Annotated in this window: 16 protein-coding genes and 1 tRNA gene; 12 read left to right on the forward strand and 5 right to left on the reverse strand. The window is 56.5% G+C overall.

The window, feature by feature from the left end:
- Positions 1-9 precede the first annotated feature (9 nt).
- The 4 genes from B9Z41_RS11540 to priA all read left to right on the forward strand — a co-directional run bounded on the left by B9Z41_RS11540 (position 10) and on the right by priA (position 6300).
- The gene (locus B9Z41_RS11540) at positions 10-2256 is read left to right on the forward strand and encodes a protein-disulfide reductase DsbD (RefSeq protein ID WP_100147211.1); all 2247 of its coding nucleotides are present in this window, start codon (positions 10-12) and stop codon (positions 2254-2256) included.
- A complete protein-coding gene (locus B9Z41_RS11545; protein ID WP_100147212.1) occupies positions 2253-2675 on the forward strand; it encodes a CoA-binding protein in 423 nt (140 codons plus the stop codon). Before B9Z41_RS11540 ends, B9Z41_RS11545 begins: the two co-directional genes overlap by 4 nt.
- 75 nt (positions 2676-2750) lie before the next feature.
- Entirely contained in the window at positions 2751-3857 is a 1107-nt protein-coding gene (gene hemE / locus B9Z41_RS11550) for a uroporphyrinogen decarboxylase (RefSeq protein ID WP_100147213.1), read from the forward strand.
- A gap of 349 nt (positions 3858-4206) precedes the next feature.
- A complete protein-coding gene (gene priA, locus B9Z41_RS11555) occupies positions 4207-6300 on the forward strand; it encodes a primosomal protein N' (RefSeq protein ID WP_100147214.1) in 2094 nt (697 codons plus the stop codon).
- 43 nt (positions 6301-6343) lie between these two features.
- Here the strand turns inward: priA and B9Z41_RS11560 are convergent, their stop codons facing one another.
- The gene (locus tag B9Z41_RS11560; RefSeq protein ID WP_100147215.1) at positions 6344-7312 is read right to left on the reverse strand and encodes an AEC family transporter; all 969 of its coding nucleotides are present in this window, start codon (positions 7310-7312) and stop codon (positions 6344-6346) included.
- 63 nt (positions 7313-7375) lie between these two features.
- On the opposite strand from B9Z41_RS11560, the gene B9Z41_RS11565 reads away from it, so the two are divergent.
- Entirely contained in the window at positions 7376-9475 is a 2100-nt protein-coding gene (locus B9Z41_RS11565; protein WP_100147216.1) for an ATP-dependent helicase, read from the forward strand.
- 116 nt (positions 9476-9591) lie between these two features.
- A complete protein-coding gene (locus tag B9Z41_RS11570; RefSeq protein WP_100147217.1) occupies positions 9592-10572 on the forward strand; it encodes an amidohydrolase family protein in 981 nt (326 codons plus the stop codon).
- A 75-nt stretch (positions 10573-10647) separates the two neighbouring features.
- Here the strand turns inward: B9Z41_RS11570 and B9Z41_RS11575 are convergent, their stop codons facing one another.
- A complete protein-coding gene (locus tag B9Z41_RS11575) occupies positions 10648-11091 on the reverse strand; it encodes a MarR family winged helix-turn-helix transcriptional regulator (protein ID WP_100147218.1) in 444 nt (147 codons plus the stop codon).
- Between the two features lie 161 nt (positions 11092-11252).
- Here B9Z41_RS11575 and B9Z41_RS11580 point away from each other — a divergent pair, with 161 nt between their 5' ends.
- The 6 genes from B9Z41_RS11580 (at position 11253) to B9Z41_RS11605 (ending at position 17058) form a co-directional block, all read left to right on the forward strand.
- Entirely contained in the window at positions 11253-12524 is a 1272-nt protein-coding gene (locus tag B9Z41_RS11580; RefSeq protein ID WP_100147219.1) for an acyl-CoA dehydrogenase family protein, read from the forward strand.
- Positions 12525-12544: 20 nt separating this feature from the next.
- Entirely contained in the window at positions 12545-13093 is a 549-nt protein-coding gene (locus B9Z41_RS11585) for a flavin reductase family protein (RefSeq protein WP_100147220.1), read from the forward strand.
- Positions 13094-13121: 28 nt separating this feature from the next.
- Positions 13122-14090: a LysR family transcriptional regulator gene (locus tag B9Z41_RS11590; RefSeq protein WP_100147259.1), complete on the forward strand. Its 969-nt coding sequence runs from the start codon at positions 13122-13124 to the stop codon at positions 14088-14090.
- Between the two features lie 93 nt (positions 14091-14183).
- Positions 14184-14738 carry a TRAP transporter small permease gene (locus B9Z41_RS11595; protein WP_100147221.1) on the forward strand — a complete coding sequence of 185 codons (555 nt, stop codon included), beginning with the start codon at positions 14184-14186 and terminating at the stop codon, positions 14736-14738.
- Positions 14735-16009 carry a TRAP transporter large permease gene (locus B9Z41_RS11600; protein WP_100147222.1) on the forward strand — a complete coding sequence of 425 codons (1275 nt, stop codon included), beginning with the start codon at positions 14735-14737 and terminating at the stop codon, positions 16007-16009. The genes B9Z41_RS11595 and B9Z41_RS11600 overlap by 4 nt, the downstream gene beginning before the upstream one ends.
- Before the next feature lie 32 nt (positions 16010-16041).
- Positions 16042-17058 (forward strand): TRAP transporter substrate-binding protein, encoded by a 1017-nt coding sequence (locus B9Z41_RS11605; RefSeq protein WP_158236170.1) that lies wholly within the window; start codon positions 16042-16044, stop codon positions 17056-17058.
- A 49-nt stretch (positions 17059-17107) separates the two neighbouring features.
- On the opposite strand, the gene B9Z41_RS11610 is transcribed toward B9Z41_RS11605, so the two are convergent.
- The 3 genes from B9Z41_RS11610 to aroQ all read right to left on the reverse strand — a co-directional run bounded on the left by B9Z41_RS11610 (position 17108) and on the right by aroQ (position 18509).
- Positions 17108-17183: transfer RNA gene (locus tag B9Z41_RS11610), tRNA-Phe, on the reverse strand.
- 43 nt (positions 17184-17226) lie between these two features.
- Positions 17227-18054, reverse strand: a complete 828-nt coding sequence (locus B9Z41_RS11615) for a shikimate dehydrogenase (protein ID WP_100147224.1) — start codon at positions 18052-18054, stop codon at positions 17227-17229.
- Between the two features lie 5 nt (positions 18055-18059).
- On the reverse strand, positions 18060-18509 hold the full coding sequence (gene aroQ / locus B9Z41_RS11620; protein ID WP_100147225.1) for a type II 3-dehydroquinate dehydratase: 450 nt from the start codon (positions 18507-18509) through the stop codon (positions 18060-18062).
- Positions 18510-18532 lie beyond the last annotated feature (23 nt).

Consider the following 18532-nt stretch of genomic DNA (forward strand, 5'->3'; position numbering starts at 1 on the left):
CATTCCCAGATGCTCGACATCTCTCGCGGTCTTTACCTCTGCACCCTCGGCCAAGTCTGGCGTTTGATACGCCTCACCCTCCTTCTGCTGTGCGGGCTGGGCGCCAGCGCAATAGCCTGGTCACAAAGCGCGGTGGTCACCACAGCGCAAGTGCGCGCCGAATTGGTGGCACACGCGCCCAACGGCGTGCAAGCGGGCCAAGCCCTCTGGGTCGGCTTGCAACTGCAACACCAACCCGAGTGGCACACCTACTGGCGCAACCCCGGCGACTCGGGCCTGCCCACACAACTGGAATGGAACCTCCCCGCAGGCGTTCAGGCCGGCCCCATCGCGTGGCCGCTGCCAAGTAAGTTACGCGCGGGCAGTCTGACCAACTACGGCTACGACCAACAGGTTTTGCTCGTGGTGCCTTTGACACTGTCACGTGAGTTCAAAGCCAGCCCCACCTTAGACATTCGGTTACACGCCAACTGGCTGGTTTGTCGGCTCGAATGCATTCCGCAAGAGGGTGACTTCCAGCTGCGCATTCCCACCCACAGCAGCCATGCGCCACTGACCCCTACGTTTGAAGCCGTCATAGCCCAACAACCCCGCACGGTCACGCCAACCCAGACGGAAACGCAGTTTGACGTTAAAGACCAAACGCAGTTCATCACACTACGCATCAGCAGCTTGCCTGCCGCACTGCAAGGCCATCGCTTGGCGGTATTTCCTGAAACACCCGAAATTTTGGAGTCCGCCACAGAACAACACCCCATGGCCAACCAGTCATGGCAAGGCGCTGTGTGGACAGCCAAACTGCCCTTGAGCAGCCTGCGACAAACCAGCCCGTCCACACTTCCCTTGTTGCTGGTAGACGGTCAAGGCGCGCAACGGCAAGGCTTCTCCATTGACCTGCCTCTCACACACGCTTGGCCCGCCCTGCCCGACGGGCCTATCGCGCCCCCCACGAATACACCCCGGCCCCCCCAGACCGTCGAGGTTGGCCTCTGGGGTTTTGCGTTGGCGTTGGCGGGCGCCTTCATCGGTGGCCTGATCCTCAACCTCATGCCCTGTGTACTACCGATTTTGGCCATCAAAGTACTGAGCTTTGCCCAGCACAGCCGCCAGCACCGCGCCCACCGTATCGCCGGATTGGCCTACACAGCCGGTGTGGTGCTGAGCTTCTTGCTGCTCGGTGCAGGCGTGCTGGCGCTGCGCGCGGCTGGGGAACAACTTGGTTGGGGCTTTCAGTTGCAGTCCCCAATGGTGGTCAGCGCCTTGGCTGTGTTGTTCACTCTGATTGCACTCAACCTGTGGGGGCTGTTTGAGTTGGGACACGTGCTGCCCTCCGCCTGGCTTTCCTTTCAAGCGCGTCACCCAGTGAGCGACGCCTTGCTCTCAGGCGTACTTGCCGTCGCCGTCGCCTCCCCCTGCACGGCGCCCTTCATGGGCGCATCCTTGGGTCTGGCCATGACCCTGCCCATACCCCAGGCTCTGGCCATCTTCGCCAGCATGGGCTTGGGCTTGGCCTTGCCCTATTTGGCCGCCAGCTGGTGGCCTGCTGTGGCACGCCGCTTGCCTCATCCCGGGCCGTGGATGGTGATGCTGCGCCAACTGTTGGCTTTCCCCATGCTCGCCACCGTGGTGTGGCTGCTGTGGGTACTTGGGCAACAAACCAGCCTCGATGCCTCCACCTTGCTGCTGGCTTGGCTACTGGGTTTGTCCGCGCTGGTGTGGAGCACGCGCTTTCGCACCCACAGTGGCCGCTTATTGCAACTCATCTTTGTCTTGGCCTTGGGTTTAGCCGGGGCATCTTGGCTGCCGTGGCTCAACGATGCGCCCGACTCCGCACCCAACACCCTTGCAGACAGCTCAACATCCGCCAGCAGCACTTGGCAAGACTGGTCAGAGGCTGAGGTGGCGCAATCTTTGGCACGGAACCAACCGGTGTTTGTGGACTTCACCGCCGCCTGGTGTGTGACTTGCCAAATCAACAAGAAAACCACACTGGGCAACCCCGCTGTCTTGAGCGACTTTCAAGCGCACCAAGTCCGTCTATTGCGCGCCGACTGGACGCGACGCGACCCAGCCATCACCGCAGCACTCAACGCCTTGGGTCGAAGCGGTGTACCCGTCTATGTGCTCTATGCCCCAGGTCGAGCACCTTTGGTACTGTCTGAGTTGCTCAGCACCAGCCAAATTCATGAGGCACTGGCAGCACTGCAATCAACCCAGGAAACACCCATCACAGCTAAACCCTTGCCCAACCGATGACATCCGAAGATACCGCCATCGAGCGCAGCCTCTCCCAGTGCCATACCATTGCCGTAGTGGGCCTCTCGCCCAAACCACACCGCGACAGCTACCGTGTATCACAGTACATGCAAGCGCAGGGCTACCGCATCATTCCAGTCAATCCATTGGCCAAAGAAGTGCTGGGTGAACGCGCTTACGCCTCCTTGAGCGAAGCCGCACAACATGTCGCCATTGACATGGTGAACTGCTTTCGCAACGCACAAGACATACCCCCCATCGCCGACGAGGCCATCGCCCTGGGCGCCAAAGCCCTGTGGCTGCAAATTGGCATTGCCCATGACGGTGCCGCAGCATTGGCAACGCAGGCAGGTCTGTGGGTGGTACAAGACCGCTGCCTCATGGTGGAGCACGCACGCTGGGCACGGCAACACCGCTGAACGTCAAGCCGCCTACCGCAGGCAAGCGCCCGGTGCACACGACGCTGACTCCACTGGCTCGGCGACAATGCGGGCATGTTTGCACCACTCCAAAACGACTCCTTTTTACGCGCTTGCCTGCGCCAAGCCACCGACCACACGCCCATCTGGCTGATGCGCCAAGCCGGTCGTTACTTACCTGAGTACTGCGCCACCCGTGCCAAAGCGGGCAGCTTCATGGGCTTGGCCACCAACACCAACTTCGCCACCGAAGTCACCTTACAGCCGCTGGAGCGCTACCCACTGGACGCCGCCATTTTGTTCAGTGACATCTTGACCGTGCCAGACGCCATGGGCTTAGGCTTGAGCTTTGCCCAGGGCGAAGGCCCCAAGTTCGCCAAAAACGTCCGTGACGAAGCCGCGGTGTCTCAGCTGGCGATTCCAGACATGAACAAGCTGCGCTATGTGTTTGACGCCGTCACCTCCATCCGCAAAGCATTGAATGGGCGTGTGCCCCTGATTGGTTTTTCAGGCAGTCCTTGGACCTTGGCCTGCTACATGGTCGAAGGCGGTGGCTCAGACGACTACCGCCAAGTCAAAAGCCTGATGTACAGCCGTCCTGACTTGATGCACCGCATCTTGGCGGTCAACGCCGACGCCGTGGCCTTGTACCTCAACACCCAAATCGAAGCCGGCGCCCAAGCCGTGATGATTTTCGACAGCTGGGGCGGTGTACTGGCCGATGGCATGTTCCAACAGTTCAGCCTGGCCTATACCAAACGCGTGCTCTCGCAACTCAAACGTTCACACGACGGCGCCATCATTCCCCGCTTGGTGTTCACCAAAGGCGGCGGCTTGTGGTTGCCCGAGATGGCAGAACTCGACTGCGAAGTTCTTGGTGTGGACTGGACTGTCAATTTGGGCCATGCCCGCGCACAAGTGGGTGGTAGCGTGGGCGGTCCAGGCAAAGCGCTGCAAGGCAACATGGACCCCAATGCCCTGTTTGCACCCGCCGAACAACTGGCAGCCGAAGCGCGTCGGGTGTTAGATGCGTTTGGCCAACCGCACACCGACACCAGCACCAACGGTCCAACCCACATCTTTAATTTGGGCCATGGCATCAGCCAATACACCCCCCCAGAAAGCGTCGCCGTCTTAGTGGATGCTGTACATCAACACTCGCGCAAACTCAGAAACTCATAACCCAAAAAGCGAGCGATTCATGTCAACAAATGCAAAAAAACCACCTTCGGCCTGCGACTTATGCACAAAAAAGTGAATGCACTGCACCAAGAAGAGGTTTTCTTATATGGTCGATCAAAAGTTCTGCATTTTCTGTAAGTTATTGATTTGTATAGGCTTAACAGACTGCTTTTTTTTCGTGCAGTTTGATCAAAGCCTTGTTTTTCGGGCCTTTGGCAAGACTCAAGCAGAGATATCAACAAAGTTATCCACACAAAAGTTGAGTTAACCATGAAAACCATTTAAATCAACAACTTAAGCGCCTTTTTCAAAAATCACCTGAATAAAACCTCCCAACTGAGCGCTTGACATGTCGCATCCAATCTCCGTCATGGTTCACACACCTGCACACAGCGGTTTGGGTGGTGCGCTGACTTACAGCAGCGACATCCCAGTGGATCCCGGCGCCTTGGTGCGCGTCCCACTGGGCTCACGTGAATTGTTGGGGGTGGTGTGGGATGACACCACGCAGGAAGAGCACGTACCAGGCATCGTGCTGCGTCCTATCGCCTGTGTGCTGGAAGGTCTTGCGCCATTGAGCCCTCACTGGCGCCAGCTGGTGCAGTTTGCAGCCCACTACTACCAACGCAGCATCGGTGAAGTGGCGCTAGCCGCCTTGCCGAACCAGCTGCGCGAACTCAGCGCTGAGCAATGGAACAGACGTCTCAAGCGAAAAGCGAAGGTGCCCTCCCCTAGCGAACGTCATACGCCCGACATTCCAGTGGCTACGCAAGAACAAGCTCAGGTTTTGGGCCAGATCGCAGCACACAAAGGCCCATTCCTGCTGTTTGGCAACACCGGCAGCGGCAAAACCGAGGTCTATTTACGGGCAGCGCAAGATGTGTTGACAGGCGATCCACGCGCGCAAATTTTGGTCATGGTGCCCGAGATCAACCTGACACCCCAGCTCGAAGCACGCTTTCGCGAGCGCTTTGCGCCGCAATGGGGAGAGCAATGCCTGGTCACCATGCACAGTGGCCTTACCCCAGCGCAACGCTTGAACCACTGGCTGGCCGCACACAACGGCCAAGCACGTATCGTGTTGGGCACGCGCATGGCTGTTTTTGCGTCCATGCCTCAATTGCAATTGATCGTGGTAGACGAAGAACACGACCCTAGCTACAAACAACAAGAGGGCGCGCGCTATTCAGCACGTGACTTGGCGGTTTACCGAGGGCAGCTGGAGCACGCCAAAGTAATTTTGGGCTCGGCCACACCCTCGCTGGAAAGCTGGCACCACAGCCGCCCTGCGACTGACACAGATCCCGCAGGACGTTACTTGCGGTTGCACATGCCATCACGGGTGGGGCAGGGTGCGCTGCCGCTGGTGCGCAGGGTGGACATGAATCGCCAGCCTTACAAAACTGTGTTTTCCAGCCACCTGCTCGACGCCATGCGTGAGCGCATCGCACGTAACGAGCAAATCCTGGTTCTGCTCAATCGCAGAGGCTATGCGCCTGTGCTGCACTGCACCGATTGCAGCTGGAAAAGCGAATGCCCACATTGCAGCGCTTATCGCGTATTTCACAAACTCGACCGCACCTTGCGGTGTCACCACTGCGGTTACACCCAGGCTGTGCCACGTGCCTGCCCTAGCTGTGGCAATCAAGACATCAGTCCGTTGGGTCGTGGCACCGAGCAACTGGAAGAACACCTGGGTGAATTGCTGGCCGATGTGCGTCGCCCCGATGGCACTGCGCTGCGCATTGCCCGTATTGACGCCGACAGTACGCGCCTCAAAGGCGAGCTTGAGCGTCAACTCGCAGAGGTGCATTCGGGGGCCATCGACATTCTGGTGGGTACACAGATGATTGCCAAAGGTCATGATTTCCGGCGCGTCACCCTGGTCGCTGCACTCAACCCGGATGGTGCCTTGTTCTCCAGCGACTTTCGTGCACCGGAACGCTTATTCAGTTTGCTGATGCAAGCCGCCGGACGGGCCGGACGTGACGCCAGCATGAGCTTGGCCCACGCTTGCGAGATGTGGGTGCAGTCATTTCACCCACAGCACCCACTTTTTGAAGCCCTCAAACAACACGACTACCCGGCCTTTGCGGACCAACAACTCAAAGAACGACTAGAAGCCAATTTGCCCCCCTTCAGCTTTCAGGCTCTGGTGCGCGCTGAAGCTCGCAGCCAGCAAGCGGCACAAGACTTTTTGTCCGCAGCGCGCGATGCTGGCACTGCGTGGGCAGACGACGCCCTGGTAGACATCTATCCTGCAGTCCCCATGTCAATTCAGCGGGTGGCCAATATCGAGCGTGCGCAAATGTTGCTTGAATGCACCTCACGCAAAGCGCTACAAGGATTTTTGAGCCATTGGCAAGCGCAGTTGCACACATTGCGCGGCCATCACAAACAAGTGATTCGTTGGGCCATTGACGTCGACCCACTGGCGATCTAGATCGCCCGCCTGACGTCACGACTCACGGATCGACGGTGCGCGCTCATGCGTGGAGCAAGGCCACCGCACCAGAGAAGGTGAAAAATGCCGCCGCCGTGGTCACCAAAATAATTCGAGCCACGCGTCCCGTGTCTGCATCAAATCGCTCCGTCAACAACGCCACGTTGCTGGCACTGGGCAACGCTGCCACCAAGACCACCACCACCATGGTGAAGCGGTCCATCGCAAAACCCATCTGAATGACGGTCGACAACACCAAAAGCACCAGCACAGGGTGCAAAAAGAGCTTGAAGCAGGCAATTGGCAAATAGTCACGCAGCATGATGGGGGCGTGGCCACTTTCTTGCGTGAGTTGCTGAGAACGCGCCAGCACAGCCCCAATGGTGAATAGTGCGACCGGAGAAGCCGAGTCGGCCAGCAACCCCACCGTCTTAGCAAGAGGCCCCACCAACTCATACGACATGGCAGAAGACAGCACACCAAGAATGATCGCCCACGGCATGGGGTTGGCCAACACGGCCTTCAACGCATTCTTTGCAGCGCGTGCAGCGCCATGCTCATCGGCGCCATCCAGACGCGACAGGGCCACACACAACGAGGTGGTGATCACCAAGTCCGCCACGATGGTCACAATGGCAGGACCAGCAGCGCCCTCACCCAAGAGGGCCACCAGCAAAGGGACACCCATAAAGCCCGTGTTTGGAAATGCGGCCACCAAGGCACCAAAAGCCGCATCATTCCAACGAATCCGGGCATTCAAGCTCATTGCCACAGAGAAACCCACCATCAACAAGGCACACAAGAGGTAAGCCAAAAACAAGGTGGGGTCCAACAGTTGTGAAATCGGGGAGCCAGCCCCAAAACGGTAGAGCATGCAAGGCAATGCGAAATACAACACAAAGCCGTTCAGTCCGCCGATGGCGTCGCGGGGCAACAGGCCACGCTGGATGGCAACAAAACCAGCCAGAACCAATGCAAAGAAAGGGAAGGTCACAAAAAGAATGTTCAGCACCCAGGTATTTTGCCTGCGAAGTGCCCCGGTATCATTGCCCGCTTTGCCTTCTCACACACACGCATGTCTGCTGGTCTCAATCTCGCGCAACAAGAAGCCGTGAATTTCTTGCACGGTCCTTGTCTGGTGCTGGCAGGCGCAGGTTCAGGCAAAACGCGTGTGATCACCCACAAAATCGGCCGCCTCATTCAAGCCGGACTTGAACCACAGCGCATCGCCGCCATCACCTTCACCAACAAAGCCGCCACCGAAATGCGTGAACGCGCCAAGGGCTTGATTGGCAAAGCGGCCAAAGATGTGGTGATCTGCACATTCCATGCGCTGGGCGTGCGCATGCTGCGCCAAGACGGTGGCGTCATGGGGCTCAAACCACAGTTCAGCATCATGGACAGCGCCGACGTCACTGGTATCTTGAAAGACGCCGGAGGAACCACCGATGCGGCTACCGCACGCCAATGGCAATGGACCATCAGCCTGTGGAAAAACATGGGGCTCAATGCCACCCAAGCCGAGGCGATCGCCAAAGATGACAACGAACGCACCATCGCCAAAATCATGGCGCGTTATGAAGAGCGCCTCACTGCTTACCAAAGCGTCGACTTTGACGATCTGATTGGCTTGCCCCTGAAACTGCTGCAAGACCACGAAGAAGTTCGCCTCAAATGGCAAGCCCAACTCGGCCATGTGCTGGTGGACGAATACCAAGACACCAACGCCACCCAATACGAAGTACTCAAGTGCCTGGTGGGCAACAACGCACGCTTCACGGCGGTGGGTGATGATGACCAGTCCATTTACGGCTGGCGCGGTGCCACGCTCGACAACCTCAAGCGCTTGCCACAAGACTTCCCCGCACTCAAAGTCATCAAGCTGGAGCAAAACTACCGATCCACCAGCGCCATCTTGCGTGCTGCCAACAACGTCATCGAACCCAACCCAAAGCTCTTTCCCAAAACCTTGTTCTCTGAACTTGGCGAGGGCGAGCCCGTGCGTGTGGTCGATGCCGACAACGAAGAGCACGAAGCCGAGCGCGTGGTGGCGCGCATCCAGTCGCTGCGCGCTGGCCATGAAGTGGCAGGCGAGGGCGCGCAGCACCGAGAACTCAAAGACTTCGCCGTGCTCTACCGTGCCAACCACCAAGCGCGCATTTTTGAAAAAGCCCTGCGCAAAGCGCAAATTCCGTACAAGGTGTCAGGCGGACAAAGTTTTTTTGACCGTGCTGAAATTCGAGACCTGTGCTCTTGGTTGCGTCTGTGGGTCAACAACGATGACGACCCGGCGTTCTTGCGCTCGGTCACCACCCCCAAACGTGGCATTGGCCACCAAACCCTGCAAAGCCTGGGCGTGTTCGCAAGCCAATACAAGCTCAGCTTGTTTGAAGCCTTGTTCAGCAGCAGCTTGTCGTCGGTGCTCAATGCACGTGCATTGGGCAGCCTGCACGAGTTTGGCCGCTATGTGAACGACCTCGAATTTCGTGCGCGCCACACCAACGGCGCAGAAGCCGCACGCACTTTTTTGACCGACTGGCTCAAAGACATCGACTACGAAAAACACCTCTACGATGCCGAAGACAGCGAGCAAGTTGCCGCATCACGTTGGACCAACGTGATGGAGTTTTGTGACTGGATGGCGCAACGCTGTGGCGGCGAGATCGACGACACCGCGGGCGTCACCACCAGCGGTGAAACCAAAAACCTGTTGGAAGTGGCCCAAACCATTGCCCTGTTGTCCACACTGACCGAACGGGAAAAAGACCAAAACGTTGTCACCCTTTCTACCCTGCATGCAGCCAAAGGCTTGGAGTGGCCACACGTGATGCTGGTGGGCGTGACAGAGGGGATGTTGCCGTTTCGGCTGGACGACGAGCCAGGCACCGAACACACCAACGAAAACATCGCGCTGCGCCTACAAGAAGAGCGCCGCCTCATGTATGTGGGCATCACACGGGCCCAGCGCACCCTGGCAGTGAGCTGGACGCGACGCCGCAAAAAAGGCCGCGACATGATTGCGGCACAACCCAGCCGCTTCATCGCAGAAATGGGACTGGATAAAACCACCGTCAAAGAAGACCCACGCGAAAAGCTCAAAGCCTTGCGCGCCGAGTTTGCCAAACGTGCCTCCGATGCCTCCGCAGAAACTGCTGCTGCCAACACACGCAGTTGAAACTTGGCGCCAAGCCCATGCGCCAAAATGATGTGGGTTATCACTGAAATTTGTTTGCCACGCCTAAGGGGGCTCTATAAATTCAGGCATCACTCAATCACATTAGGAGACATCACGTGCAAGGAAAAATTGGCCTAGAAGAACACTTTGCGATTCCTGAAACCCTGCAAGACTCGGCGGGCTTTCTCGCCGATGAAAGCTGGACCGAACTCAGCGCCCGACTGATCGACATACAAGAACGCAGACTGCGTGAAATGGATGACAACGGCATGGAGATGATGATCCTGTCGCTCAACGCGCCCGCCATTCAGGCCATCCCCAACCGTGCCAAAGCCATCGAGATGGCCAAGCGAGCCAACGACTTTTTGGCGGAACAAGTGGCCTTGCGTCCCAACCGCTTCCAAGGCTTTGCCGCTTTACCGATGCAAGACCCAGACGCAGCCACCCAAGAGCTTGAGCGTTGCATGAAAGACTATGGCTTTCGTGGTGCATTGGTGAATGGTTTTTCACAAATCGACACACCTGAGAACGTGGTCTATTACGACGCACCCCAGTACGAAGACTTCTGGGCCAAGGCTGAACAACTCGACGCCCCGTTCTATCTGCACCCACGCAACCCCATTCAGTCCTGGGCTCAGATCTACAACGGGCACCCCTGGCTCATGGGCCCCACCTGGGCCTTTGCGCAAGAAACTGCGGTCCACGCCTTGCGTTTGATGGCCAGTGGTTTGTTTGACCGTCATCCAGGCTTGAAGATTGTTCTCGGTCACCTTGGCGAAGGCCTGCCGTTCAACATGTGGCGTGTGGACAACCGAAATGGCTGGGTCAAGGCCCCCAAGAGCTACCCGGCTAAAAAGCCACTGACCGACTACTTCCAGCAAAACTTCTGGCTCACCACCTCTGGCAACTTCCGCACACAGACCTTGATTGATGCCATGATGGAAATTGGTGCGGACCGTATCCTGTTCTCCACCGACTGGCCATTTGAAAATGTGGACCATGCCTGCACATGGTTTGACGCCACCAGCATCAGCGAAGCAGACCGCCTCAAAATTGGTCGCACCAACGCTGTCGACCTGTTCAAGTTGAAGATCTAACCCGTCTTCAACAACGCCATGCCCGCTTGAAGTCCAGGTGACTTTGGCGGGCATTTTTTCGCCAAGCGCCAGCCCTCACGCGCGATGGTTGAGCATGTCCATGTTGTCGTAAATACGCGCCAAAAATCCACGCAAGGTATTGGCCTCTTCGGCGCTGAGTCCGGCCAATGCCACCCGTTCATACATCTGCGCCAGCGGAATCACCCGATCCACCAGCTCTTCGCCCTTGGGGGTGAGGTGCAGCGACCGAGCGCGTGCATCAACGCTGTCGCGCTCACGCACCACCAGCCTGCGCTTGATCATGGCATCGATCAAACGCGACAGGGTGGACGCGTCGATTGATGTGTGCTGCGCCACCTCACCAATGCGCTGAGACGGTTGATGCCGCAAGGTCGCACACACCCGCCATTCGTTGAGCGACATGTCAAAGGGTTTCAACTCAACCGTGAACGCCTGTCCCGTTCTAATACCTGCTCTTGCAAGTAAATAAGGGATGGATTCCTGCAGGTCATGACTCATGGTTTTGATTGTATTAAATACATAAATTAGCGCATCACATCGCTAGTCTAGCGAATCATCCTTAAGGGTAAGTCCCCGATTAATTTATATGCATTTGCATATTTAATTCGTTCATGCAGGGTGTGAGCACACCCTCTCCAAGTCATCCCAGGAGCCCTCTCATGAACCGAGATCCATTGCCACAAGTTGCCACCTTTCCACCCGTTCCGTTTGATGCGCCAGGTCGGACATCTCCTGTGGCAGGTGCCCCCTCCATCACCGAGCTGGGCGATGCAGCACGCGCCATGGTGCCTCACTTGCGCGAGCAAGCACGCAACACCGAGTTGGCACGCCGTGTGTCCGCTCAGACCACCGACATGTTCCGTGAGGCCGGCTTTTTCAAGTTGATGCAACCCGCTAGGTTTGGCGGGTACGAATACGGTTTCACCGCCTTCATTGAAATCATCAGCGAGCTGGCACGAGGTTGTGCATCCTCTGCTTGGGGCTGTTCGTTGGGGGCTATCCATCAGTGGGCACTGAGCACATTCCCTGAACAAGCCCAGCAAGATGTATGGGGAGAGAACCCCTACGCCATCATGTGTGGGTCGTATGCCCCTGCAGGAAAAGCTGAAAAAGTAGACGGTGGCTACACCATCCAAGGCGAATGGCACTGGGCCTCTAACGTCGACAACTCAGAGTGGGCGCTGTTGGGCGTGGTGTTTCCGCCCGACGAAAAAGGAGGTACCTCACCCGGTGCAGGATTCTTATTGGTACCACGCAAGGACTGGCGCATTGAGGACAACTGGCATGTGGTGGGCCAAGCGGGCACAGGCTCCAAAACGGTGGCCATTGACGAACCTGTCTTTGTGCCTGCACACCGTCGCCTGACGTTTGCTGAAGCCTCGTCGAACAACCCACCCGGAGCCAGCGTCAACAGCAACCCCATCTACCGCATCCCCTTTTTGTCAGCCGTCCCCGTGTGTTTGGCTTCGCCTATGTTGGGCAATGCGCAAGGGGCGATTGAAGTGTTTGAGGAGCTCTGCGGCAGCCGCGTCACACGCGGTGCAGTGGCAGGGGGCGGTAGCCGACTGAGCCAATTTTTTCCGGTTCAGTCGCATCTAGCCGCAGCCTATGCATCCGTTGATGCAGCGCGGCTTTTGCTGTACCGCGACACCACAGAGGTCGAACAAATGGCGGCAGCCCACACCATCATTGATGTGCCAACACGCATCCGTAACCGGCGTGACCATGCGTTTTCAACGAGGCTGTGTCATCAAGCGGTCGAAGGTCTGTTCTCCAGCGTAGGCGGGGCCGGCCTGTCACTGGACCAACCGCTGCAACGCATGTGGCGGGATGCCAACATGATGGCGCGCCACATCAGCCTGAACTGGGATGCGGTGTCGTCCATGGTGGGTCAATACCACCTGGGTCTCGAACCCAAAGGTCAGTACTGACGCCTTCAGGAGCGCACACCATGTTTTCCTGGCCCAACACCCCAACGTCCGCCCACACGCCCATCAATGAGCGATTGTTCAGACAATCGCTGGGCGCCTTTCCAACCGGTGTGTGCTTGGTCACCACCATCAGCGGCGATGGCAAGCCTGAAGGGATGACGATCAACTCGTTTTCTTCGGTCTCTTTATCACCACCCCTGATCTTGTGGAGCGTGCGTGAGGCGGCACGCAGCGCGGAAGTGTTTCTTTGCGCGCCACACTTTGTTCTGAGCGTTTTGGCAGAGGATCAACACGATTTGGCCGCACACTTTGCGCGCCCGTCTGCCGACAAGTTTGAGCAGTGGCATGACGCCTTCGACACGGGTTTAGGGGACTGCCCACGACTCAAGCGCAGCGTCGCTACCTACGAATGTCGCCTTTACTCGACGCATCAAGAAGGTGACCACACCATCTTGGTGGGCCGGGTTGAGCACTTCAGCCATGAGGAAAAGCCACCGCTGATGTTCCACAACGGCCGCATGGGGTCGATGGAGGATCTGGCATCGCAACTCACCGCCGTGATCGCCTGATGCATTCTCCAAACTCCGAATGGCTGCCATGAATTTGCACGCCATCGACCTGAATTTATTTTTGGTATTCCATGCCATTTACGCCACACGCAGCGTGACGCTCGCAGGCGAGCAACTCAATATCACTCAATCGGCTGTGAGCAATTCGCTCAAACGCTTGCGCGAACGATTCAACGATGCGCTGTTTGTGCGCACCATGGAAGGCATGGTGCCCACACCTTTGGCAGAACGTTTGATCGGCCCCGCTAGCGCGGGCCTAGGTCAGTTGAACCAAGCCATCGACATGGGGCGTCACTTTGACGTCGAGAAATCTAAGCGACTGTTTCGCATTGCCATCAACGAGGTCGGGCATTTGGTGATGATGCCGCGCTTGTTCAACAGCATGCGTGAGTTGGCACCCCACATCAAAATTGAAACTGTGGCGTTGTCGCCTGCCGAAACCCGCAACGGCTTACTCAATGGGCACATTGAACTGGCGATTGGCAGTTGGAGTGGCATGGGGCCAGCGTTCTACCAGCAACGTTTGTTCTATGAATCCTTCGTCGTGGTCATGAGCCACAACAATCCACTGGCGCAAACAGGGCTCACCCTGAGCGACTACCTTCAGGCCGAACACCTCTCCTTCAGACCACACGGCTCGACCGACCTAGAGCTTGAATCCATGCTGCAACGCGCAGGCGTACCCGACCAACGCAACATCGTTTATGCCGCGGCACACGCGCAAGGGTTTGTGGAAATTATCAAAGACTCCAACTTGTTGGTCACACTGCCAAGCCGTCTGGCTCAGGCAATTGCAAGTCATCACTCGGCACTGACCGTAGTTGACGTGCCGTTTCCGGTGCAACCGTTTCAGATACGTCAGCAGTGGCATGAGCGTGTGCATCAAGACCCGGGACACCGCTGGTTGCGTGAGTTGGCTTTTGCACTCTTCAATGACTTCTCCACTGTCACGGGCCTGTCCTCTGCCCATGCGGAGTTGCCTTCAGATACCAACTGATTAGGTGTATTCCCGCATGCAAATTCATCCCGCAAATACACGCTATCGATGATCCAAATCACCCACCGACATACCCAATTCCTAGAATGAGACATGACTGATCACGCCCTCAAAAGTTCGACAGAAGATGATGCACACGCATCAGAACACCACCATCCTTCGCCTGAATTTCATCGGCTGCTTGACCGCCTTGAGCGCTTCTCGGGGGTTATTTTTATTCTGGTTGTATTACTGAACTTTGCCAGTGCGACAGGGCGCTATGTGGCGGGCACCCCCATCACGGGTGCGGACGAAGTTCAAGTCTTCACCATGATCTGGCTGATCTTTCTGGGCGCAGCCATGGCGGCTTTGCGGCGTATGCACCTGCGTATGGATGTGCTCACCATGAACCTGAGCCCACGCTGGGCTTGGTGGCGTCATCTCGCAGAAGCACTGCTCACGATGAGCGTATGCGCAGTGATGGTGTGGGTGTCATCCGACTTCACTTACCAAATCTACGGTATGGAGCAAAAAAGCGATGCTGCAGAAATTCCGATGTGGATACCGCACATCAGCGTCGTGGTCGGCTTCACCGGTATGTTGCTGTGCAGTCTTATCGAACTCAAAGCACTGCTGCAACAGCGTGTGCGTAATCACTTCACGTCATGACTTACTCTTTAGCGTTGCTTCCTGTGGTCTTGCTGCTCATGGGCATGCCGATTTTTTTGGTTTTGTTGAGCGCTTCGGCCGTCACCGTCTTATTTGTGATGAGCGTTCCCCCTGCCGCCTTGCACCAAACCCTCTTTGGTGCGGTCGACAGCTTTGCACTGCTGTCGGTGCCCTTCTTCATTTTCGCGGGTGAGTTGATGGGGCATGGCAGCGTAGCCAAACGGATTGTGGATATTCTTCAGTCTGGCATCGGCTCAATGCGTGGCAGTCTGCCGTTGACCACGGTGGGAACCTCCGCGATCTTTGGAGCGATGTCAGGCGCCAGTGCAGCCACGGTCGCCACCGTTGGCCAGCTCATGTTGCCACCGCTGAAAGAACGCGGTTATCCCGATACATTCCGCGCGGGCCTGATCACGGCTGTGGGCGCCATCGACATCATCATTCCACCCTCAGTCCCACTGATCATATATGCGGCTGCAGCTTCAGAATCTGTCCCTAAGTTGTATGCCGCTGGCGTGATTCCTGGCTTGGTGATTGCTGCCATCTTGGCGGTGTACGTCGTCTGGATTGCGCGCAAGCTCAACATCTCTGACGGTCAACCCTTCTCCATGCCAGTGTTCTTGCATGCACTGGCCAGCGGTACGTGGGCGCTGGGGGCCCCGTTCATCATCTTGGGGGGAATCTACGGCGGGTTTGTCTCGCCCACGGAGTCTGCCGCGTTGGCTTGCGTGTATGCAGCGTTCGTCGCACGCTACATCTACCAAGATATGAGTTGGTCACAAATCGTGGGCTGTGCCTCACGCACGGTCACACTGACCGCACAAATTTTGGTGATCGTGGCTTGCGCGAATGTGTTTGGCTGGTTGCTCACCGTCAACCAAATACCCGCCACATTGGTGGAAGTGGTGAGCGGTTGGCAGCTCACACCCTGGATGATTTTGTTGGCGCTCAATGTGCTGTTTCTCATCGTGGGCTGTTTCATTGATCCTTTGTCTGCCATCCTCGTGCTTACCCCCTTATTGATGCCTTTGGTCAAAGCAGCAGGCATCGACCCGGTGCATTTCGGCATCGTCATCACCACCAACTTGGCCATTGGCATGTTTCATCCGCCCTTTGGGTTGAACATCTTTGTGACCCAATCGTTATTCCGCTTTCCGCTTCCCGTGATTTACCGGGGCATCGTGCCGTTCATCTACCTCTATCTGATCGCATTGGCGCTGATCACTTACATCCCATGGCTGTCACTGGCCATGGTGCGTTGGATTTATTGACCCACTTTCCCTCATCACAACAGGAGACAACCATGAACACATACATCTCACGCCGCAATTTGATGTCACTGGCAGCGAGCACGGTCGCCGCAGGCCCGTTGCTGCAAGTCAATGCGCAAAACCAAATCGTGATGAAAATCGCTGCAGCCACCATCAACGATGTGCAGCATTTCTGGATGAAATCTTTTCAGGCCGCGATCGAAAACCGAACAGGGGGGCGTATCAAGGTTGAGCTTTATCCTGCCAGCCAGTTGGGCGCCATTCCACGCATGGTCGAGGGCACAGCCATGGGCACCATCGAGTGCTTTGCTACGGCATCCAGTTTTCTCACCAGCTTAGACCCTCGCTTCGAGGTATTTGATGTGCCAGGCGTCATCCATGACACCCCACACGCGGTCAAGGCCTTCCAAGACCCTGAAATGCGCAAGCTGATTTTTAGCTTTGGTGGCAACCGCGGTTTGGAAAGCATTTCTGTTTTCATGCACAGCCCGCAGAACTTGGTGTCGCGCAAACCCATCCGAACATTGGCTGATTTGAATGGTCAAAAAATTCGGGTGCTGAGTACGCCCTTGCAGATGGAGCCCATCAAAAAACTCGGTGGTGCACCTGTGCCCATGCCACTGTCTGAAGTCATGCCCGCATTGCAAAACGGCGCCATTGACGGGTTCATCGCGGCCAGTACCGTGTTCTCCGCACTCAAGTTCTACGACGCGGCCAAGTACCAAACCCAGTTGCCCCAGTGGCCACTCATTGTGGTTATTGCTTGCAACAAAGCCTGGTTGACCAAGCTCCCAGCCGATCTGCGCGCTATCGTGCAGGAAGAAGCAGCAAAATCCGAAGCTGCAGCCAATGAATTTGGCGTGCAAGACATCACACGTGCACGTGATGTCTGGACACAAAACGGTGGCCAATTGGTCAGCTTGTCCACAGATGAAGCGGCCACGTTCTCCAAGGTGGTCAACCAAACAGCCACCGAGATCATCAACAAAAACACAGCTGCGAAGGGGGTTTTTGAGACATACGCCAACATCGCACGCAAGTACAAGTGACGGGACAAAGAAAAACCCCGTAGCAACTTGCGTTACTACGGGGTGAATCTGGTGGCCTGGGGCAGAATCGAACTGCCGACACGCGGATTTTCAATCCGCTGCTCTACCAACTGAGCTACCGGGCCAAGACGGCAATTGTAGCACTGTCAAATGGCCAATTTTGCAAGCTCAAAGTTGAGCCACTGAACGCAAGTTTTCAGCCGTGGTGGTTGGAAAACCAAAATATTCCAGATAGGCAGGAATTTGTTCAAACAGCATGTCCGCCCCTACTTGAACACGACAACCACGTGCTTGAGCAGCCGCTAGAAATGCGGTGATTTCTGACCGCATCACCACCTCACCCACAAAAGTATCTGGCGACAAACGCGAAACATCCATGGGCAGGGGGTCGCCTTCGCTCATCCCCATCGGCGTGGCATTGACCACCAAATCAAAACCTGCTGGATCGTTTGACCCTGTGCTGACATCGATGCCAGGATAGTTTTTCTTCAAACGCTGCCCTAATGCCTCAGCAGAGGTCGTGTTCACATCAAACAAGCTGATGGCAGCAATACCAGCACCGGCCAAGGATGCCGCTATTGCACAACCCACGCCCCCACTGCCCACCACCAACACGCGCGCGCCCTGTAAGTTCAAGCCCTTGCGTTGCACCCCACGGACAAAACCCGCGCCGTCGAACATATCACCCACTAGACGGCCATCCGGAGTGCGCTTGACGGCATTGCATGCGCCCGCCACTTTGACAGTGGCGGTGACTTCATCCAACAAACCCACAGTGGTCACCTTGTGCGGCATCGTGATCAAGGCACCACGGATGTTGGTCAATGCAAAAACAGATTTCAAAAACGCGGGGTAGTCCGGCGTCTGACATCCCATGGGGACAACCACAGCATTGATCCCGGCCTGTTCGAAGTACGGGTTGTAAATCATCGGGGACTTGAAGCTATGCGTCGGATAACCGATGTGGGCAATGATTTCAGTGTTGCCGTTGATCATGGTGCTTATTTTTTCTTTGCGTTTTTCGCAGCCGTCACGCCTGCGCGCAAAGCCAACAAATAACTGTCTTCACCAAACCCGCAGATTTGGCCTTTGACGATTGCACCAAACACCGAGTGATGACGAAACTCTTCGCGCGCATGGATGTTAGACATGTGCAGCTCAACAATAGGACAAGTCAGAATGGCCAGCGCGTCACGTATGCCATAGCTGTAGTGCGTCCAGGCACCTGCATTGATCAACACCGCATCGACGTTGTCGACAAAGCCTTGATGAATGCGCTCACACATCTCACCTTCGTTGTTCGTCTGAAAGCACTCAACCTCAACGCCCAACTCAGCAGCAAGCTTTTTCATGCTGGCGTTGATCTCATCCAACGTGATGGTGCCGTATTGGGCTGGGTCACGTTTACCGAACATATTGAGGTTGATCCCATTGAGCATCAAAATTTTCATGGCTATCTTTTTTTCAGATTAAA

Origin of the sequence: Limnohabitans sp. JirII-31 (genome assembly GCF_002778315.1) — a bacterium.
Lineage (GTDB): Bacteria > Pseudomonadota > Gammaproteobacteria > Burkholderiales > Burkholderiaceae_C > Limnohabitans.